Here is an 18,612-nt window from a genome sequence, read left to right as displayed (position 1 = left end):
CAGGGTGCTCGCGGAACCGTCCAATAAAGCAAGATTCGGACCCTCTAGGTCCGGCGGGTATTCAGCCGCCGATGTACGACATCTCGATTTTTCGCAGACCGGCCGTGTTGGCGGTGCGGATTTCCGAATAGCGATCCTCGCGGTGCTGCCAGACGGCTGCGATGGCTCGATCGAGGTCGGGATCGCTCGCCCCGGCGCGCAACAGGGTGCGCAGATCATGGCCACTCTGTGCGAAAAGACAGGTGTAGAGTTTGCCCTCGGTCGACAGGCGGATCCGGGTGCAGGTCGAGCAGAATGCCTGTGTCACCGACGAGATGACGCCGAGCTCGCCGCTGCCATCGCTGTAGCGCCAGCGCTCCGCGACCTCGCCGGTGTAGTTGGGCTCGATCTGCTCGACGGGAAACACCTGGTGAATCCGTTCGATGATCTCGCGGGACGGGACCACCGCACTCATCTCCCATCCGTTCGAACTGCCGACGTCCATGAACTCGATGAAACGCAGGATATGACCCGTGCCGCGGAAATGGCGCGCCATGTCGATCACGCCATGGTCGTTGACGCCGCGCTTGACGACCATGTTGACCTTGATCGGGCCGAATCCGGCGTCTTCTGCTGCGGCGATCCCCTTGAGAACGGCCGAGACCGGGTAGTCGGCGTCGTTCATCTTTCGGAACGTTGCATCGTCGATCGCGTCCAGGCTGACGGTCACGCGATGCAGGCCCGCTGCTCGCAGTACGCGGGCCAGCTTGGGCAGCAGTACGCCGTTGGTAGTCAGCGTCAGTTCGACGTCGGGGATTTCGGCAAGCTGGGCGATGAGATTCTCGACATGTTTGCGCAGCAGGGGTTCGCCGCCGGTGATGCGGATCTTGCGCACGCCGCGGGCTGCGAAGAGCCGGGCAACGCGCGTGATTTCCTCGAACGACAGCAACTCCTTCCGGGCGAGGAAGGCGTGGTCGGCGTCGAAGACCTCGCGCGGCATGCAGTAGATGCAGCGGAAGTTGCAGCGGTCCGTGACCGAGATGCGCAGATCGTGGACTGTGCGGCCGCGTTGGTCCACGAGGAGGGCTCCAGCTGGAGGGGGCTCGTCAGTGCTGAGCGGCAGCGTCCCGCTGGCGGGGTAGATCGGGATCGATTTCATCGGATGACTGGCTGAAGTGGCCTCAAATGCTGCATGCTGCTGGAGTCGGGCAAACTGTGGCGGGGTACTGATGTCTACTTACGCGATAGTAAAACAGGTGGTTTCGGCTGAAGGCAATACCGGAAATCACTCCGTGCGCGACGCCAGGGCTGTCTTTCTTGCCGATTGCCGCCGTAGTTGGCACAGTAGCGTGGAAGTGGGTTCGTTGATATGAGCCAAAAGTATTAATCTCCCGGCGACTGCACGTAGCCCTTTCGAGGGATTTGCGATGACGACACGAGTTACAGAAACTTCGACCGAAAAGCTCTACGAGCGTTTTCCGCATCTGCGCAAGATTGACGGAATGTGGGGAACGGCGGAGTGCCGCAAGTTCATCTTTCTGCTGATGACCGACACCCGAGGTGGGGCACGTCAGGGCTTCCCGCCCGAGCATGCGGGAACCATCATGTCACTGTTGATGGAGCACGACCGCCGCTTTCCGCAGTTCGAGAATGACGTGGAGCACCACGACACCCGCTGGGGCGACCTCTCCCGTCGCGGGATTCGCTGACGGCGCTTGCCTGCAAGGGTAGGCGAGGGAATTGTGATGGGGTGGTCGGGCATCCGGACGCCCCGCTTTCATTGCGGCATCGGGAGAACAACAACATGCCCGTCCTGCGCCCGCTCGCAGCGGACCGTCTCCGTATCCGTTGCGCACCCGAGATCTTCGATTTTACGGATACCGCAAACCTTCCCGATCTGCCGGGCGGGGTCGGACAGCGACGGGCAGAGGAGGCATTGCGTTTCGGTCTTGCGATGCGTCAGCCCGGCTATCATGTGTTCGTGCTCGGTGAGTCGGGAACCGGCCGGCATGCAACGGTGTTTCGTCTGCTGCGTGAATTCTCCGCGTGCGGCGCGGTCCCGCCGGACCTGTGTTATCTGCACAATTTCGATGACCCGCAGCGCCCCCGTCTCCTCACGCTGACGGCCGGACGTGGGGCAGCATTGCGGGTCGACATGCAGGCGTTCATCGCCGATCTCGGTCCGGCAATCGAGGCGGCGCTCGCCAGCGAGACCTATGGTAGCCGCATCGACTCGCTGCAGGACGCCCACAAGACGCGGGAAGACCGTGCGTTGCATGAACTGGGCGAGGCATGCGCGGCCGACGGGGTGTCTCTGCTGCAAACGCCCGACGGCTTCGTCTTTGCGCCCACGAAGGACGGGCAGACCATGTCTCCCGAGGATTTCGAAGCCCTGGTGCCTGAAACAAGGGCCGTGGTGGAGAAGAAGGTGGGTGCCTGGAGCGAACGTCTGGCCGATCTCCTCGAGCAGTTTCCGGGGTGGCGGAAAGAACTGCACGAGGCGATGAAGCGCGCGGCGTGCGATGCGCTGACGCCGGCAGTTTCGCATTTGATGCGCGAACTGCGGGAGCGCTATGCCGACCTTCCTGCGGTGCTGGCGTTTTTCGATGCGATCAGGAAGGAGATCCTCGAGAGCGGAAGCGACTGGGCCGCTCAGGAAGGGGAAGAGGGCGATGGGGCGGAGGACGAAGCGCGCACGAAATTCCACCGCTACCAGGTCAAGCTGATGGTCGATCACTCCGCGACTCGCGGTGCGCCGGTCGTCTGTGAGGACAATCCGACCTTCGGCAACCTGATCGGGCGTATCGAGCATATATCCCAGATGGGCACGCTCGTGACCAATTTCAGCCTGATCCGTCCCGGCGCCCTGCATCGGGCCTGTGGCGGCTATATGGTGATCGACGTCGAGCGCATCCTTACGCAGCCGTTCGCGTGGGAGGGATTGAAGCGTGCGCTTCGCGCCCGCGAGATCCGTATCGAGCCGCCGTCGGAGGCGCAGGGGTGGAGCAACATGCTGACCCTGGAGCCGGAATCCATTCCGTGCGACGTCAAGGTGATTCTGGTCGGCGACCGCGAGCTGTTCTACCTGCTCACTGAAAACGACCCGGATTTTCCCGAGTTGTTCAAGGTCGCCGCCGACTTCGACGAGGACATGCCGCGCAACGAAGCCAATGTCGTTCGATATGCGGCGTTGCTTGCGATGCTCGGGCGGGTGTCGGACCTGTTGCCGTTCGACCGGACAGGCATTGCGCGCCTTGTGGAGCATGGCGCACGTCTGGCCGAGCATGCCGGGCGCCTCAGCTTGCAGACGCGCTTGCTGGCGGACGTGATGCGCGAGGCGGATTTCCATGCGCGCGCCTCGCAGTTGCCTGCCGTCGGTTGTGCGCAGGTGGATGCGGCGATCGCATCCCGCTTGCGGCGATTCGGGCGCTACGCCGAGCGCGTGCTCGAGTCGATGATCGACGGCACGACGCTCATTTCCACCAACGGTGCGCGCTGCGGCCAGATCAATGCCCTGGTTGTGATCGAGCTTGCTGGCGAGCAGTTCGGCCATCCGATGCGCATTACGGCGACGGTGCGACTCGGGGAGGGAGATGTCGTCGATATCGAGCGTGAAACCGAGCTCGGCGGGGCGATCCATTCGAAGGGCGTCTTGATCCTGTCCGCGTTTCTTGGTGCCCGCTATGCGCGTCATCAGCCCCTGTCCCTGTCGGCCAGTCTCGTGTTCGAGCAGTCCTACTCGCCGGTGGAGGGGGATTCCGCGTCATTGGCCGAACTCTGCGCCTTGCTGTCCGCGCTGGCGCAGGTTCCGATTCGCCAATCCTTCGCGGTGACCGGGTCGGTCAATCAGTTCGGCGAAGTCCAGGCGATCGGGGGTGTGAACGAGAAGATCGAGGGATTCTTCGATCTGTGCGTCGCGCGCGGATTGAGCGGCGAGCAGGGAGTTGTCATTCCGCAGGCGAGCGTACGGCATCTCATGTTGCGCGAAGACGTCGTGGCAGCGGCGCACGAGGGCCGGTTCCACGTCCATGCCGTTGCAACCGTGGATGAGGCGATGGAGATCCTGACCGGGTTGCCGGCCGGGGTTGCGGACGCCAAGGGCGTAATGCCGCGGGAGACGGTCAATTACAGGGTCGCCGCAGCGCTGAGCGCCATGATTGCGGCGAAACATGCGTTCGATCATGGAGGCGCAGGTCGTCACCTTCGCTCGCGGCGGCGGCACGAAAGCAGTCAGGAGTGAGGCTCCGATGCGGCTGGTGTGATCGCGCGCGACGTCGCAGGCGGTTGCGATGGGGTAGGTCGAAAAAAGCAGATGGGCCGCCTCGAAAGGCGGCCCATCTACTCGGCTTTACTGGCTCCCCGACCTGGGCTCGAACCAGGGACACACGGATTAACAGTCCGTTGCTCTACCGACTGAGCTATCGGGGATCGGTATCGTCTGCTCATGCACAATGCTGCAGGAGCCAAATCTTGGCTCCCCGACCTGGGCTCGAACCAGGGACACACGGATTAACAGTCCGTTGCTCTACCGACTGAGCTATCGGGGAATTGAGCCGCGCATTATAGGTAGCGCACGGCTATGCGTCAATATTGCTGGCGCGGATTTCTCAAGCCTTCACGACCGTAGCAATCGCCTTCGCGACGTAGCCGATGTTGCGCGAGTTGAGGGCGGCGAGGCAGATGCGGCCGGTCGATACCGCGTAGATGCCGAAGTCGTTCTTCAGCTGTTCGACCTGCGCGGCCGACAGGCCGGTGTAGGAGAACATGCCTCGCTGCTGGATCACGAACGAAAAGTCCTGCGCGACGCCGGCTGCCTTCAGGTTCTCGACCAGCCCGGTACGCATCGCGCGGATGCGGTCGCGCATGCCGGCCAGTTCGTCTTCCCACATCTGACGCAGTTCGGTCGAATTCAGCACTGCCGCGACGATGGCGCCGCCATGGATCGGCGGGTTGGAGTAGTTGGTACGAATCACGCGCTTGACCTGCGACAGAACGCGGGCCGACTCGTCCTTGTTCGCGGTGACGATCGACAGGGCGCCCACGCGCTCGCCATAAAGCGAGAACGACTTCGAGAACGAGCTCGACACGAAGAATTGCAGACCACTGGCGGAGAACAGGCGCACGGCGACCGCGTCCGGCTCGATGCCGTCGGCGAATCCCTGGTAGGCCATGTCGAGGAAGGGCACGAGACCGCGTTCGCGGCATGCACCGACGACCTCGCCCCACTGGGCTTCGGTCAGATCGGCTCCCGTCGGGTTATGGCAGCACGCGTGCAGCACGACGACAGATCCCGGCGCGAGCTGTTCGAGCTTGGCCTTCATGCCGGCGAAGTTCACGCCGCGGGTGCTCGCCTCATAGTAAGGATAGTTCTCGACCGGGAAGCCGGCGGATTCGAACAGCGCGCGGTGGTTCTCCCAGCTGGGATCGGAGATGTAGACGGTTGCGCCGGGGACCAGGCGCTTCAGGTAGTCGGCGCCGACTTTCAGTGCACCGGTGCCGCCCAATGCCTGGACGGTGACGACCTGGCCGTTGGCGATGAGGGTCGAATCCTTGCCGAAGAGCAGGTTCTGCACGGCGGTGTTGTATGCCGCGGGGCCTTCGATCGGCTGGTAGCCGCGCGGCGGCATCGCTTCGAGACGCGCCTTTTCGGCCGTCTTTACAGCTGCGAGCAGCGGAATCTTGCCGTTGTCGTCATAGTAGACGCCGACGCCGAGGTTCACCTTCTCAGTGCGCCCATCGGCGTTGAAGGCCTCGTTCAGTCCGAGGATCGGGTCACGGGGCGCCATCTCGACGGCGGCGAAGATCGAAGCGGGCATAAAACAACTCCAGGTTGGGCGGGGGGCGTCGGGGACTGAACCTGTCGCGTTGGTGCCGGTCCGTCCTGCCGTGCCTTGAGCCGCATTTTGCGAAATAATGCGCGTTTGCCCGACTCTGTTCCGTCTGTCGCAACAAACGGGCAAGCGCTTGAAACAGCCGGAAATTCTAGCATGACGAGTTCGACGGACAGTGTTCCGGTGGTGACTTTCGAAGGGAGCCCGTTCAGGCTCCATCAGCCCTTTGCCCCGGCGGGCGACCAGCCGGCCGCGATCGATCTGCTGATGGAGGGGGTGTCCGACGGACTGATGTTCCAGACCTTGCTCGGCGTGACCGGCTCGGGCAAGACCTACACGATGGCGAACGTCATCGCGCGTTGTGGCCGACCCGCCTTGGTGCTGGCGCCGAACAAGACACTCGCCGCGCAGTTGTACGCCGAATTCCGGGAGTTCTTTCCGGAGAATGCCGTCGAGTATTTTGTCTCGTATTACGACTACTACCAGCCGGAAGCTTATGTTCCGTCGCGCGATCTCTTCATCGAGAAGGATTCGAGCATCAACGAGCACATCGAGCAGATGCGCCTGTCGGCGACGAAGAGCCTGATGGAGCGGCGCGACGTGGTGATCGTCGCGACGGTGTCGTGCATCTACGGTATCGGCGACCCCGTCGATTATCATGCGATGATCCTGCATCTGCGCGAGGGCGAGCGCATTGCCCATCGCGACCTCGTGCAGAGGCTCGTGGCGATGCAGTACACGCGCTCCGACATCGACTTCCGGCGTGGGACCTTCCGTGTGCGCGGCGACGTGATCGATGTGTTTCCGGCCGAGAATGCCGAGTATGCGGTGCGGATCGAGATGTTCGACGACGAGATCGAGCATCTGACGCTGTTCGACCCCCTTACCGGGCACCTGAAGCAGAAGCTCGTCCGCTTTACCGTTTACCCGTCCAGCCACTATGTCACTCCACGCGCGACGGTGCTGCAGGCGATCGAGGCGATCAAGGATGAGCTGCGCGATCGAGTCGGCAATTTTCAGCGTGCCGGCAAGCTGGTGGAGGCGCAGCGCATTGAGCAGCGCACGCGTTTCGATCTGGAGATGCTCAACGAGATGGGGTTCTGCAAGGGCATCGAGAACTACTCGCGCCATTTGTCGGGGCGCGGCCCGGGCGAGCCGCCCCCGACGCTGATCGACTATCTGCCGTCGGACGCGCTTCTCTTCGTCGATGAGTCGCACGTGGCGATTCCGCAGGTGGGCGGCATGTACAAGGGCGACCGTTCGCGCAAGGAGAACCTCGTCGAATACGGCTTCCGTCTGCCGTCGGCACTCGACAACCGCCCGCTGAAGTTCGACGAATTCGAGCGCCTGATGCCGCAGACGATCTTCGTGTCTGCAACGCCTGCGGATTACGAGGCGACGCATCAGGGGCAGGTTGTCGAACAAGTCGTCCGCCCCACCGGGCTGATCGACCCTGCGGTGGAGGTCAGGCCCGCGAGCACGCAGGTCGACGATCTCCTGTCCGAGGCCAAGCGCCGCATCGCCGTGGGTGAGCGCGTGCTGGTGACGACGCTGACGAAGCGGATGGCGGAAGATCTCACCGATTATCTTGCCGAAAACGGCATCCGCGTGCGCTATCTGCATTCCGACATCGACACGGTCGAGCGTGTCGAGATCATCCGCGATCTGCGTCTGGGCGAGTTCGATGTGTTGGTGGGGATCAACCTGCTGCGCGAAGGCCTGGATATTCCGGAGGTATCGCTCGTGGCGATTCTGGACGCGGACAAGGAAGGTTTCCTGCGATCCGAGCGCTCGCTGATCCAGACGATTGGGCGGGCCGCGCGGCATATCCATGGCCGTGCGATCCTTTACGCGGACGTTGTGACACGCTCGATGCGCGCCGCGATGGGCGAGACCGAACGACGTCGGACGAAGCAGCTCGCGTTCAACGCCGAACACGGGATCGTGCCGAAATCGGTGACCAAGCGCATCAAGGACATCATTGACGGCGTCTACTCGAGCAGCGACGAGCGCAACGCGACCGTGGCGCAGGAGGCGCGTGCCGAATATTTCGCGATGGACGAGAAGACCCTCGCGAAGGCGATCCGCAAACTCGAGAAGGAAATGCAGGAACATGCCCGTAACCTCGAATTCGAAAAGGCTGCGGCAACTCGGGATGAATTATTCAGGCTGCGCCAGCGCGCCTTTGGCGCAGACCAGCATGGAGAGGCCTGAGAGGTGACGTCGTGACCAAGATCCTGTTCGTGTGCACCGGTAACATCTGCAGATCCCCGACTGCCGAAGGTGTGGCCCGGCATGCCATCCGCGCGGCCGGGCTTGAGGGGCTAATCGAGGTCGAATCGGCCGGGACGCACGGCTATCACGTCGGCGAGGCGCCCGATCCACGCACGCGCAAGGCGGCCGAGAAGCGTGGCTACGATCTGTCGACATTGCGGGCGCGAAAGCTCGAGCCGGCGGACTTCGAGGCTTTCGACCTGTTGCTCGCGATGGACATCGGGCACCTCGAGATCATGAAACGTAACTGTCCCGACGAGCATCGCGCCAAGGTCCGGCTCTTCATGAGCTACGCGCGCCGCTTCAAGGCTGACGAAGTGCCCGATCCCTATTACGGCAGTGAGCGCGGATTCGATCTGGTGCTCGACTACTGTGAGGATGCGGTCGGAGGGCTCGTCGACGTGCTGAGGTCATCGCGCTGATCGGTCCCCGTTTGACCGCCTGATATGGAAAAGGGGCGCCCGATGGGCGCCCCTTCCTTCCGCTTCTTGCTGCCGATCAGTGCGGTTTGTGGGTTTCAACCTGCTGCAGCGGCTCGTCGGCGATCACGAGCGAAGGCCGCGGACGCCGGCCGAGCGGGCGGGACGATGCCTCTTCGGCATGAGACTGGGCCAAGGCTTGGACCTTTTCGCGGCTCGTTTCAATCATCACGAGGCCGCTTTCCGCCAGCGAATTGCCGAGATCGATCGGCGCGGACGGCGCGTGCGCGCTTTCCTGTGCCTCGGTCGTGGCGGCCAACTCGGCGACGACGGCAGGGGCTGCCTCGGCTTCCACAGGAGCCGATTGCACGGCTTCTTCGGTTGGCGCAGCCGCGACTTCCGGCGCTGCTATGTTGTCCTCGGCCGGCGCCACGGCTTCTGTTAGCGCCCCCTCGGTTTGTGTCGCCGGCGTCGCCTCGATGGTCGCGATTTCCTCGATGGTCGGCGCTGTCTCGGCTACCGCTTCGGCGGGTGCCGCGGTCGCTGCGGCACGAACGGGCATGGGCGCTTCCTCGATCTCGGCCGGCACTGCTTCGGCAGTGCTGGCGACGACAGGCAGCGGCGCCTCGGTTTCGGAGACAGTGACCACCTCGCGCGCAGGTTCGGCGGTTGCGGTTGTCGTAGCCTCGATCGCTCGCGCTGCCGGTTCCGTCTGTTCGGGTTCGCCGGCCGTTGCCGCTTCGATGGCCTCGCTGCCGGTTCCCTCAGCGGCTGCGATTCCCTGGTCCTCGCCCGGGCGACGGTCGCGGCGACCGCGGCTGCGGCGGCGGCGCTTCTCGGGGGTGCCTTCCTCGCCCGACGGTGCGGCCGCCTCAGTCACGCCGGTGACTGCGACGACCTCTGCGACTTGTTGTTCGGCCAGGTTCTCGATGGCCTCGACAGGCTTGGGTTGGCGCGGTCCGCGCTGCCGGCGGCCTTCGCTGCGCTCCGCCGCTTCGGGACGCTCTGCGCGTTCGGTGCGTTCCTGGCGTTCTGCGCGTTCCGGACGCTCTGCCCGTTCGGTGCGCTCCTGGCGCTCTTGCCGTTGTTCGCCTCTGCCGCTGCTGCGGGTAGGCTGCGAAGATTCCTCGCGTTCGGCTCGCTGGCCTTCACGGCGGTTGCGGTTGTTGCCGTTGCGGCGATTCTCCCCGCGCTCGCCGCGCGGCCGCGCTTCGCGCTTCGGCTGTGCTTCTTCCTCGGGTTGCGGAGCAGGGGTCGCCTTCTCGCCGCGCAGCCACGCAAAGAGGCGTGTGAACAGGCCGGGCTCGGCAGTCGGAGCGGTAGCACGCTCGGGCTTCGGCTCCACCACCGGCGCAGGCTGCGCGGGGGAGATGCCCTTCACCACGGCTTCGGCGCGGGCCGGCTTCTTGTCGTCCTTCGTCGGCAGGCGCAGGTCGACTTCGGCGGGTTTCCCGACCATCTGGTAGCTGGCGAGCGCCAGTTCTTCCTGATTCAGCTGGTCGTGGCGCAGACGGATGATCTCGTGGTGCGGCGTCTCGAGGTGGCGGTTGGGGATGATGATCAGCTGGATCTTGTGGCGGTACTCGATGTGCGCGATGTCCGAACGCTTCTCGTTGAGGAGGAAGGTTGCGACATCCACCGGCACCTGCAGATGCACCGCCCCGGTGTTTTCCTTCATCGCTTCCTCTTCGAGGATGCGCAGGATGTGCAGCGCGGACGACTCCGTGCTGCGGATGTGGCCGGTGCCGTTGCAGCGCGGGCAGGGGATGTAGCTCGTTTCCGCGAGCGCGGGGCGCAGGCGCTGGCGTGAAAGCTCGAGCAGGCCGAAGCGGCTGATCTTACCGGTCTGGACACGTGCGCGGTCGTGGCGCAGCGCGTCACGCAGGCGGTTCTCGACCTCGCGCTGATTCTTCTGCGACTCCATGTCGATGAAGTCGATGACGATCAGGCCGCCGAGGTCGCGCAGACGGAGCTGGCGTGCAATCTCTTCGGCCGCTTCGAGGTTGGTGCGGAACGCCGTTTCCTCGATGTCCGCGCCCTTGGTCGAGCGCCCGGAGTTCACGTCGATGGAGACGAGGGCTTCGGTATGGTCGATCACGACCGCGCCGCCGCTGGGCAGGCTCACCTGGCGCGAGTAGGCGGATTCGATCTGATGTTCGATCTGGAAGCGTGAGAACAGTGGCACGTCGTCGCTGTACCGCTTCACGCGATTCACGTTGGCCGGCATCACGTGGGCCATGAACTGGCGTGCCTGCTCGTACACGTCATCCGTGTCGATCAGGATCTCGCCGATGTCGGGCTGGAAGTAGTCGCGGATCGCGCGGATCACGAGGCTGCCTTCCTGGTAGATCAGGAACGCGCCCGACTGCGACTGCGCGGCACCGTCGATCGCACGCCACAACTGCAGCAGGTAGTTGAGGTCCCACTGCAGTTCTTCGGCGTTGCGACCGATCGCCGCAGTACGCGCGATCAGGCTCATGCCCGGAGGGACTTCGAGCTGATCCATGACTTCGCGCAGTTCGCTGCGCTCGTCACCCTCGACACGCCGCGAAACGCCACCCCCGCGGGGGTTGTTCGGCATCAGGACCAGATAGCGTCCCGCGAGCGAGATGTAGGTGGTCAGGGCTGCGCCCTTGTTGCCGCGCTCGTCCTTCTCGACCTGGACGATGAGTTCCTGGCCTTCCTTGAGTGCGTCCTGAATGCGCGCCTTGCCGGCATCGACGCCGGGCGCGAAGTAGGTGCGGGATATTTCCTTGAACGGCAGAAAACCATGCCGCTCGGAGCCGTAGTCAACGAACGCGGCTTCGAGACTGGGCTCGATGCGCGTGATGACAGCCTTGTAGATATTGCTCTTGCGTTGTTCCTTGGCGGCCGACTCGATATCGAGGTCGATCAGTTTCTGACCATCCACGATTGCGACGCGCAGTTCCTCGGCCTGCGTCGCATTGAAAAGCATGCGCTTCATTGATTTCGTTCCCCCGCGCGAAACCCACGGGCAGGACGAACCGCGCGCACCATCGCGCTTGTTACGTGATCAGGAGCGGGTAGGTTCTTCTACTTTTTTCCGGTCGGTAATGGGCTGTGATGGGTCGGGTGGTCGATGTTCATGCATTCCCGCCTGGGGCCGGAACGCTTGATCCTGCGGGTGCGTTACGCGTCTTTGTTCAATCCAATGGATCGAAGATTGTCAATTGCGTTACCATCGATGCCTTTTTCGGCAACGACAGCACGTTCTGGTTGTCCGGGAGCTCTTCTGGGGCTCGTTGTTGACCGCTTTCCTCCGCATCGGTGCGAGAGGGGCGTCGACGAAACCGGGACTAACCGGCGGCAAGTATATTTCAGGATGATGGCACAAGGCAAAGCGGTGACGGTCCGGCGCGAACGCGTCGATGATTCGGTCGTCGGTCAGCGGATCGACAATTACCTCATGCGCGTGTGCAAAGGGGTGCCGAAAAGCCACGTCTATCGGATCCTGCGCAGCGGGGAAGTGCGCGTCAATGGCGGACGGGTCGGTCCGACCTACCGTCTCGCGCTCGGGGACGAGGTGCGGATCCCGCCCGTTCGCATCGCGGAATCGAACACCCCGGCGGCGGTGCCTGCGGGCAAGGCTCTGCCCGTCGTGTACGAGGATGATGCTCTCCTGGTTGTCGACAAGCCTTCGGGCAAGGCCGTGCACGGTGGCAGCGGCGTGAGCTTCGGTGTCATTGAGCAATTGCGCAGCCAGCGGCCCGAAGCGCGCATGCTCGAACTGGCGCATCGCATCGATCGCGAGACCTCGGGTCTCCTGATCATCGCGAAGAAGCGGTCGGCGCTGACCGCGCTGCACGACATGATGCGCGAGGGGCGCGTGGAGAAGCGCTACCTCACGCTGGTGCCCGGCAGGTGGGCCAACCCGTTGCAGCACGTGAAGGAGCCGCTGTTCAAGTACCTCACGCCCGAGGGGGAGCGGCGCGTGCGGGTTAGCGACGAAGGCAAGCAGGCGCATAGTGTCGTGCGGCTCGTGAAGCGCTGGCAGCGCTTCAGTCTGCTCGAGGTGGAACTCAAGACGGGTCGCACCCATCAGATCCGCGTCCACCTCGCGCACCTCGGCTTTCCATTGTGCGGCGACGACAAATACGGCGATTTTCCGTTCAACAAGGCGCTTGAGCAGGAAGGGCTGAAGCGGATGTTCCTCCATGCGGCCCATCTCTCCTTTGCCCATCCGCTGACCGGGGAGCCGATCGTGCTGCAGTCGCCGCTTCCCGACGAACTGCAGGGCTTTATCGATCATCTGGATGCAACGGAGTCTCGGAAGAATGGCTAAGCGCTTCGATCTCATCGTCTTCGACTGGGACGGAACCCTCATGGATTCGGCTGCCGCGATCGTGAACGCGATCATGGCCGCGACGCGCGATCTCAATCTTCCGGAGCCATCCGAGGCTCGCGCGCGCCACGTCATCGGGCTGGGGCTGGCTGATGCTCTGCGCCATGCGGTGCCTGATCTGCCCGAATCCGACTATCCGCGCATGGTCGAGCGCTATCGCCACCATTACCTGGCGCGGGATCACGAGCTGTCGCTGTTCCCGGGAGCGTACTCGATGATTGAGGAACTCTCCGCGGAGGGGCGGATGCTGGCTGTCGCGACCGGAAAGAGCCGGCTGGGCCTCAATCGCGCGCTCGAACTCAGCGGGCTGGGGCCGTTCTTTCACGCCACCAGGTGCGCGGACGAATGTTTCTCGAAGCCGCACCCGGCGATGCTGGAGGAAATCATGGACGAACTCGGTGTTGCCCGCGAACGCACGCTGATGGTTGGTGATACGACGCACGACCTGCAGATGGCGAGGAATGCGGGGGTGGCCGGGCTTGGCGTGGCCTTCGGGGCGCATCCGCGGGCGGCGCTGGAGGGCGAGGAGGTCGTCGGGCTTCTCGATTCGCCTGCCGAGCTTGCCCTGTGGTTGCGCGAGAAAGCCTGACCCGGGAGGGTCAGCTCGCGAGAAACAGGAATAGCGTGGGCCGCCTGGCCAACTCGGGCCTGGGCTTCCTTCGCCAGTCGGCGATGCCCGCGCTCCCGACCCACTCGTTGTCCGTCGTCAGTTCGCGCGCGACGCAAAGTCGCGTCGTCGGACGGCAATTCGCCAGCAGGGCGTCGAAGAGGCGCTCGTTGCGGTAAGGGGTTTCGATAAAGATCTGCGTACGCTGCAGGCGGCGAGACTCGTCCTCGAGTTGCCGTATGCGTCCGTCCCGTTCCGATTCGGAGACGGGCAGATAGCCGTTGAAGGCAAAGCTCTGGCCGTTCAGACCGGACGCCATCAGGGCAAGCAGAATCGACGACGGGCCGACCAGCGGTCGCACCTGGATGTCCAGTGCGTGCGCGCGTTCCACCAATCGCGCCCCGGGGTCAGCGACCGCCGGGCATCCGGCTTCCGACATCAGGCCGATATCGTGGCCCTGAAGTGCCGGGGCTAGCAGGGCGTCGAGTGCGGCCGGGGCGTCCTTCTCCGGCAACGCCTGGATGTCGATATCGCGCAAGGGGCCCGGATGTTCAAGGCGCTTGAGTTCCGTCCGTGCCGTCTTGGCGTTCTCGACGACAAAGTGGCGGAGCCGGCGTGCGACTGCCTGTACCTCGTCCGGGAGTATGTGCGAGCATGCTGTGTCGCCGAGGCTCACCGGCACCAGAAACAGGGCTCCGTGCGGCGTGCTCATGGGAGCTGCATGCCTTCGGCGCGCAGGAGGCGCGACAGCGCAATGAGCGGCAGGCCGATCAGTGCTGTCGGATCATCGCCGGAGAGCGACTCCAGGAGGGTGATGCCGAGGCCTTCCGACTTGGCGCTGCCGGCGCAGTCGAGGGGGCGTTCCTTGTCTACGTAGCGCCGGATCTCGTCGTCGTCGAGATTGCGGAAGCGCACGAAGGTCGGCACGCTCTCGCAGCGGACGTGTCCGCTGCGCGTGTTGACGACCGCGAGCGCGGTGTGAAATGTGACGGCCTGTCCGCTCATGCGACGCAGCTGGGCGATGGCGCGCTCGACGGTGCCCGGCTTGCCGAACACTTCGTCGCCGATGTGCGCGACCTGATCGCTGCCGATCACGAGTGCGTCGGCATGATCGATCGCGACCGCCTGTGCTTTCTCGATCGCGAGGCGGTTTGCCGTTGCGGGCGGCGTTTCGCCCGGCAGGGGGGTTTCGTCAACCCTCGGACTGGCAGTCTCGAACGGGGTCTGGAGGCGTTCGAGGAGCATGCGCCGATAGGCGGAGGTCGAGGCGAGTACGAGTTTCATGGTCGAAAGGGGCGCGAACGGCTGCCGCACGATGCGGGTGAGGCTTGTGCGGTGATGCCGGAAGCGCAAATCCTTGAAAATAGGCGTTTCGGTGTTTTGACAGGGGAGGCTGAAAATAATATCATGCGCCTCTTATGCCGCAACGAAGCGTTCTTCCGGATCCGTTCAAGTTCGCAGCCGAAGGTCGCAGTCTAAGCGGGGCCATTCCGCTTGCTGATTTGCCCCGGCTCGGCGACGTGTTGCTGGACAAGTCCGGCAGCGTGCAGTTCAGCTTGGTCGGCGAGGTGGGGCTTGATCGCAAGCCGCGCATGCGCCTCGCCATTTCCGGCGAGCTGCAGGTGCGATGCCAGCGCTGCCTTGGCTCGATGATCTGGCCGCTGGACGTGGATGCGCTGTTCGAGCTGGTCAGGCCCGGTCAGCCGATCGCGGACGACGAGCTGGAAGAAGACGAGTTTGATGCAATTGAGGCGACGCCGGATATGGATGTGACGGCGTTGGTCGAGGATGAGATCGTGCTGGCGGTGCCTATTGCGCCTCGGCATGAAAAGTGTGAGGCGCCCCGCCCCGACGGTGGCGCCGTAAAGGAATCGCCTTTCGCGTCGCTTGAGAAGTTGCGCAAGACCGACGGCGCGGAATAGGCGCGATATTTGTACTAGGAGTTTTTCATGGCCGTTCAGCAGAACAAAAAATCCCCTTCCAAGCGTGGCATGCATCGCGCTCACGACTTCCTAACCAATCCGCCGCTCGCTGTCGAAGCGACCACCGGCGAGGTTCACCTGCGTCACCACATCAGCCCGAGCGGTGTGTATCGCGGCAAGAAAGTCGTCAAGACCAAGGGCGAATAAGTCCTGTCTTCCAAAGCGGCGCGGCGCTTAGGGCGTCTGCGCCGTTTTTTCATCCTGAGTTCCTGTTCGAGGCGCACGAAAGCTCCATGGGTGTCACCGTTGCGATAGATTGCATGGGCGGCGATCATGGTCCGTCCGTGACGGTGCCGGCCGCGCGGGCCTTCCTGCGCAACCATCCCGAGGCCAAGGTGATTCTGGTCGGGCGCCAGGACGCGCTCGATCAGGCCGTGGCGGCCATCGGCAACGGTTTCGCGGATCGCCTGTCGGTCCGTGCAGCGTCTCAGGTTGTCGAGATGGACGATCCGCCGGCGATCGCGATGCGCACGAAGAAGGATTCATCGATGCGTGTCGCGGTCGATCTGGTGAAAGCCGGCACGGCCCAGGCGGCAGTGTCCGCGGGCAATACCGGCGCATTGATGGCGATCTCGCGTTTCGTTCTCAAGACGCTAGAGGGCATCGATCGGCCTGCAATCGCGACAATCCTGCCCACTCGCAAGGGGCAGGTGTATGTGCTCGACCTCGGCGCCAACGTAGATTGCGAGCCCGAGCACCTGCTCCAGTTTGGCATCATGGGGGCGATGCTCGTGTCCGCGATCGAGCACGTCGACCGTCCGTCGGTAGGGCTGCTCAACATCGGCGAAGAGGCGATCAAGGGCAACGATGTCGTCAAGCGCGCCGGCGAACTGCTGCGCGGAAGCGGCCTGAACTTCTACGGCAACGTGGAAGGCGACGATATCTACAAGGGGACGACTGACGTCGTCGTTTGCGATGGGTTTGTCGGCAACGTGGCGTTGAAGACGTCCGAGGGGTTGGCGCAAATGCTTGCTGCATTCCTCAAGGAAGAATTCAGCCGCAGCCTGCTGACCAAGGCCATGGCGGTCGTCGCAATGCCCGCGCTCAAGCGTTTCAAGAGCCGTGTCGATCATCGTCGTTATAACGGTGCGGCCCTGGTCGGTCTGCGCGGCGTGGTGGTCAAGAGCCACGGCTCTGCCGACGCATATGCGTTCGAGCAGGCCATTCACCGCGCTGCCGAGGCTGCGTCGAACCGGCTCGTCGAACGCATTAGCGAGCGCATGACGGCAATGGGGAGAGCAGCATGATCTATGCACGAATCGCCGGCACCGGGAGTTTCCTGCCGGGCGAGCCTGTCAGTAATGACGATCTCGTCGCCCGCGGCATCGACACGTCGAATGATTGGATCGTCGAGCGCACGGGGATCCGCACGCGGCACCTCGCGGCAAGCGACGTCACGTCGAGCGATCTCGCCTGCGAAGCGAGCCGTCGCGCCATTGCGGCCGCGGGTCTGCAGCCCGAAGACATCGATCTCGTCGTCGTCGCTACCTCCACTCCGGACTGTATCTTCCCGAGCACTGCGGCCCTGCTGCAGGCAAAGCTGGGGATCCGTAACGGCGCTGCGGCTTTCGACGTGCAGGCCGTTTGCACCGGCTTTGTCTACGGCCTGACGATCGCCGAGAAGTTCATCCGCTCGGGCAGTCACAAGCGCGCGCTGGTGGTTGGTGCGGAAGTGTTCTCGCGCATTCTCGACTGGTCAGACCGCGGCACCTGCGTGCTGTTCGGCGACGGGGCGGGCGCAGTCGTGCTCGAGGCGTCCGATGCGCCGGGTATCCTGGCTACCGCTCTGCACGCGGACGGCAGCCATCATCCCATCTTGTGCGTGCCCGGCGGGGTGGCCTCAGGCCAAGTGATCGGCGACCCCTTCTTGCGCATGGACGGCCAGGCGGTGTTCAAGTTTGCGGTCAAGGTACTCGGCGAAGTCGCGCACGAGGTCCTCGCAGACGCTGGCGTGCAGCCCGAGACGGTCGACTGGCTGATCCCGCATCAGGCCAACATCCGCATCATCCAGGCGACCGCGAAGCGGCTCGGCGTGCCGATGGACAAGGTCATCGCGACGGTCGATCGGCATGGCAATACGTCGGCGGCTTCGATTCCGCTCGCCCTCGATCTGGCCGTGCGCGACGGGCGCATCCGTGCGGGCCAGCGGATCATCGTCGAAGGCGTCGGTGGCGGCTTCACGTGGGGCGCAGCGCTGCTCCAATTCTGAGACAGGACAAGAACAATGGCTTTTGCTCTGGTGTTCCCGGGACAGGGGTCCCAATCGGTCGGAATGATGGCGGGCTATGGCGACCGAGCCGAGATCCGCGACACCTTCGCCGAGGCGTCCGATGCGCTTGGCGAGGATCTCTGGCAAATGGTCATTGACGGGCCGGCCGAACGTCTCGCGCTGACGGTCAATACCCAGCCGCTGATGCTCACGGCTGGTGTCGCCGCGTATCGCGCCTGGCTTGCTGCGGACGGCCCGAAGCCGCAGCTGGTTGCGGGCCACAGCCTCGGTGAGTATTCCGCCCTCGTCGCTGCCGGTGCGATGGCCTTTGCCGATGCTGTGCCCCTCGTACGTTTCCGCGCGCAGGCAATGCAGGAGGCCGTTCCGGCCGGTGAAGGCGCCATGGCCGCGTTGCTCGGCCTGGAAGTCGAAGCCGTTCGCGAAGCCTGTGCCGAAGCGGCTCAGGGCGAAGTCGTCGAGGCTGCGAACCTGAATGCCCCCGGCCAGATCGTAATCGCCGGGGCGAAGGGGGCGGTCGAGCGCGCGATCGAGGCAGCGAAGGCACGCGGCGCCAAGCGCGCGATGCTGCTGCCGGTGAGCGCTCCGTTCCACTGTGCGCTGATGAAGCCGGCGGCGGAGCGACTCGCCGAGCGACTCGCCGCAGTAACGATCGGCAAGCCTGAAATTTCCGTGATCAACAATGTGGACGTTGCCGTGTACGATGACCCCGCGAGGATCCGCGACGCTCTCGTGCGCCAGGCCTTCTCGCCGGTGCGCTGGATCGAGCTGGTTCAGGAGATGGCGCGCCGCGGCATGGGGCACGTCCTCGAGTGCGGGCCGGGCAAGGTGCTTGCGGGCATGACGAAGCGCATCGCGGGAGATGTGCAGGGCGGCTCGATTCACGACGCCGCGAGTCTCGAACAATCCATTGCGGCCTTGAGGTGATTT

At 64.0% G+C, this 18,612-nt stretch carries 16 protein-coding genes and 2 tRNA genes; 11 read left to right on the top strand and 7 right to left on the bottom strand.

Annotated elements, in window-relative coordinates:
• Window positions 1–61 precede the first annotated feature (61 nt).
• Window positions 62–1,138: a GTP 3',8-cyclase MoaA gene (gene moaA, locus GPA27_RS11725; protein WP_169140614.1), complete on the bottom strand. Its 1,077-nt coding sequence runs from the start codon at window positions 1,136–1,138 to the stop codon at window positions 62–64.
• Window positions 1,139–1,406: 268 nt separating this feature from the next.
• Here moaA and GPA27_RS11720 point away from each other — a divergent pair, with 268 nt between their 5' ends.
• Both GPA27_RS11720 and GPA27_RS11715 read left to right on the top strand, forming a co-directional pair.
• The gene (locus GPA27_RS11720) at window positions 1,407–1,688 is read left to right on the top strand and encodes a hypothetical protein (protein ID WP_169140612.1); all 282 of its coding nucleotides are present in this window, start codon (window positions 1,407–1,409) and stop codon (window positions 1,686–1,688) included.
• Window positions 1,689–1,783: 95 nt separating this feature from the next.
• A complete protein-coding gene (locus GPA27_RS11715; protein WP_169140610.1) occupies window positions 1,784–4,219 on the top strand; it encodes a Lon protease family protein in 2,436 nt (811 codons plus the stop codon).
• A gap of 112 nt (window positions 4,220–4,331) precedes the next feature.
• On the opposite strand, the gene GPA27_RS11710 is transcribed toward GPA27_RS11715, so the two are convergent.
• From GPA27_RS11710 to GPA27_RS11700, 3 genes are all read right to left on the bottom strand, one after another.
• A tRNA-Asn gene (locus GPA27_RS11710) sits at window positions 4,332–4,407 on the bottom strand.
• A 43-nt stretch (window positions 4,408–4,450) separates the two neighbouring features.
• Window positions 4,451–4,526: transfer RNA gene (locus tag GPA27_RS11705), tRNA-Asn, on the bottom strand.
• Between the two features lie 60 nt (window positions 4,527–4,586).
• The gene (locus tag GPA27_RS11700; RefSeq protein ID WP_169140608.1) at window positions 4,587–5,795 is read right to left on the bottom strand and encodes an amino acid aminotransferase; all 1,209 of its coding nucleotides are present in this window, start codon (window positions 5,793–5,795) and stop codon (window positions 4,587–4,589) included.
• 171 nt (window positions 5,796–5,966) lie between these two features.
• Between GPA27_RS11700 and uvrB the strand changes: the two genes are divergently transcribed.
• Both uvrB and GPA27_RS11690 read left to right on the top strand, forming a co-directional pair.
• Window positions 5,967–8,024, top strand: a complete 2,058-nt coding sequence (gene uvrB, locus GPA27_RS11695; RefSeq protein ID WP_169140606.1) for an excinuclease ABC subunit UvrB — start codon at window positions 5,967–5,969, stop codon at window positions 8,022–8,024.
• 11 nt (window positions 8,025–8,035) lie between these two features.
• Window positions 8,036–8,506: a low molecular weight protein-tyrosine-phosphatase gene (locus GPA27_RS11690; protein ID WP_169140604.1), complete on the top strand. Its 471-nt coding sequence runs from the start codon at window positions 8,036–8,038 to the stop codon at window positions 8,504–8,506.
• Between the two features lie 76 nt (window positions 8,507–8,582).
• On the opposite strand, the gene GPA27_RS11685 is transcribed toward GPA27_RS11690, so the two are convergent.
• Complete coding sequence (locus tag GPA27_RS11685) at window positions 8,583–11,468, bottom strand: Rne/Rng family ribonuclease (protein ID WP_169140602.1); 2,886 nt, start codon at window positions 11,466–11,468, stop codon at window positions 8,583–8,585.
• Between the two features lie 378 nt (window positions 11,469–11,846).
• Between GPA27_RS11685 and GPA27_RS11680 the strand changes: the two genes are divergently transcribed.
• A complete protein-coding gene (locus tag GPA27_RS11680; protein WP_169140654.1) occupies window positions 11,847–12,806 on the top strand; it encodes an RluA family pseudouridine synthase in 960 nt (319 codons plus the stop codon).
• Window positions 12,799–13,455 (top strand): HAD-IA family hydrolase, encoded by a 657-nt coding sequence (locus tag GPA27_RS11675; RefSeq protein ID WP_169140600.1) that lies wholly within the window; start codon window positions 12,799–12,801, stop codon window positions 13,453–13,455. Before GPA27_RS11680 ends, GPA27_RS11675 begins: the two co-directional genes overlap by 8 nt.
• Window positions 13,456–13,465: 10 nt before the next feature.
• On the opposite strand, the gene GPA27_RS11670 is transcribed toward GPA27_RS11675, so the two are convergent.
• Window positions 13,466–14,185, bottom strand: coding sequence for an SAM-dependent methyltransferase (locus tag GPA27_RS11670; protein WP_169140598.1), 720 nt, complete (start codon window positions 14,183–14,185; stop codon window positions 13,466–13,468).
• A complete protein-coding gene (locus GPA27_RS11665) occupies window positions 14,182–14,757 on the bottom strand; it encodes a Maf family protein (protein WP_169140596.1) in 576 nt (191 codons plus the stop codon). The genes GPA27_RS11670 and GPA27_RS11665 overlap by 4 nt, the downstream gene beginning before the upstream one ends.
• 134 nt (window positions 14,758–14,891) lie before the next feature.
• Between GPA27_RS11665 and GPA27_RS11660 the strand changes: the two genes are divergently transcribed.
• From GPA27_RS11660 to fabD, 5 genes are all read left to right on the top strand, one after another.
• A complete protein-coding gene (locus GPA27_RS11660; RefSeq protein ID WP_169140594.1) occupies window positions 14,892–15,395 on the top strand; it encodes a YceD family protein in 504 nt (167 codons plus the stop codon).
• 27 nt (window positions 15,396–15,422) lie between these two features.
• Window positions 15,423–15,602 carry a 50S ribosomal protein L32 gene (rpmF, locus tag GPA27_RS11655; protein WP_018992335.1) on the top strand — a complete coding sequence of 60 codons (180 nt, stop codon included), beginning with the start codon at window positions 15,423–15,425 and terminating at the stop codon, window positions 15,600–15,602.
• Between the two features lie 86 nt (window positions 15,603–15,688).
• The gene (gene plsX, locus GPA27_RS11650) at window positions 15,689–16,702 is read left to right on the top strand and encodes a phosphate acyltransferase PlsX (RefSeq protein ID WP_169140592.1); all 1,014 of its coding nucleotides are present in this window, start codon (window positions 15,689–15,691) and stop codon (window positions 16,700–16,702) included.
• Complete coding sequence (locus GPA27_RS11645) at window positions 16,699–17,664, top strand: beta-ketoacyl-ACP synthase III (protein ID WP_169140590.1); 966 nt, start codon at window positions 16,699–16,701, stop codon at window positions 17,662–17,664. Before plsX ends, GPA27_RS11645 begins: the two co-directional genes overlap by 4 nt.
• Window positions 17,665–17,679: 15 nt before the next feature.
• Window positions 17,680–18,609 carry an ACP S-malonyltransferase gene (fabD, locus tag GPA27_RS11640; RefSeq protein ID WP_169140588.1) on the top strand — a complete coding sequence of 310 codons (930 nt, stop codon included), beginning with the start codon at window positions 17,680–17,682 and terminating at the stop codon, window positions 18,607–18,609.
• Window positions 18,610–18,612: the final 3 nt, after the last annotated feature.

It is taken from the genome of Aromatoleum toluolicum, from assembly GCF_012911005.2.
Classification (GTDB): Bacteria; Pseudomonadota; Gammaproteobacteria; order Burkholderiales; family Rhodocyclaceae; genus Aromatoleum; species Aromatoleum toluolicum.
This window is presented reverse-complemented; position numbering and strand designations above follow the sequence as displayed.

What these genes read in the sequence shown, in the direction of transcription:
- GPA27_RS11685 (WP_169140602.1), bottom strand. Translation starts at nt 11,468, where the DNA reads ATGAAGCGCATGCTTTTCAATGCGACGCAGGCCGAGGAACTGCGCGTC.
- fabD (WP_169140588.1), top strand. Translation starts at nt 17,680, where the DNA reads ATGGCTTTTGCTCTGGTGTTCCCGGGACAGGGGTCCCAATCGGTCGGA.
- GPA27_RS11720 (WP_169140612.1), top strand. Translation starts at nt 1,407, where the DNA reads ATGACGACACGAGTTACAGAAACTTCGACCGAAAAGCTCTACGAGCGT.
- plsX (WP_169140592.1), top strand. Translation starts at nt 15,689, where the DNA reads ATGGGTGTCACCGTTGCGATAGATTGCATGGGCGGCGATCATGGTCCG.
- GPA27_RS11715 (WP_169140610.1), top strand. Translation starts at nt 1,784, where the DNA reads ATGCCCGTCCTGCGCCCGCTCGCAGCGGACCGTCTCCGTATCCGTTGC.
- GPA27_RS11645 (WP_169140590.1), top strand. Translation starts at nt 16,699, where the DNA reads ATGATCTATGCACGAATCGCCGGCACCGGGAGTTTCCTGCCGGGCGAG.
- GPA27_RS11665 (WP_169140596.1), bottom strand. Translation starts at nt 14,757, where the DNA reads ATGAAACTCGTACTCGCCTCGACCTCCGCCTATCGGCGCATGCTCCTC.
- GPA27_RS11680 (WP_169140654.1), top strand. Translation starts at nt 11,847, where the DNA reads ATGATGGCACAAGGCAAAGCGGTGACGGTCCGGCGCGAACGCGTCGAT.
- uvrB (WP_169140606.1), top strand. Translation starts at nt 5,967, where the DNA reads ATGACGAGTTCGACGGACAGTGTTCCGGTGGTGACTTTCGAAGGGAGC.
- GPA27_RS11670 (WP_169140598.1), bottom strand. Translation starts at nt 14,185, where the DNA reads ATGAGCACGCCGCACGGAGCCCTGTTTCTGGTGCCGGTGAGCCTCGGC.
- GPA27_RS11660 (WP_169140594.1), top strand. Translation starts at nt 14,892, where the DNA reads ATGCCGCAACGAAGCGTTCTTCCGGATCCGTTCAAGTTCGCAGCCGAA.
- moaA (WP_169140614.1), bottom strand. Translation starts at nt 1,138, where the DNA reads ATGAAATCGATCCCGATCTACCCCGCCAGCGGGACGCTGCCGCTCAGC.
- GPA27_RS11700 (WP_169140608.1), bottom strand. Translation starts at nt 5,795, where the DNA reads ATGCCCGCTTCGATCTTCGCCGCCGTCGAGATGGCGCCCCGTGACCCG.
- GPA27_RS11675 (WP_169140600.1), top strand. Translation starts at nt 12,799, where the DNA reads ATGGCTAAGCGCTTCGATCTCATCGTCTTCGACTGGGACGGAACCCTC.
- rpmF (WP_018992335.1), top strand. Translation starts at nt 15,423, where the DNA reads ATGGCCGTTCAGCAGAACAAAAAATCCCCTTCCAAGCGTGGCATGCAT.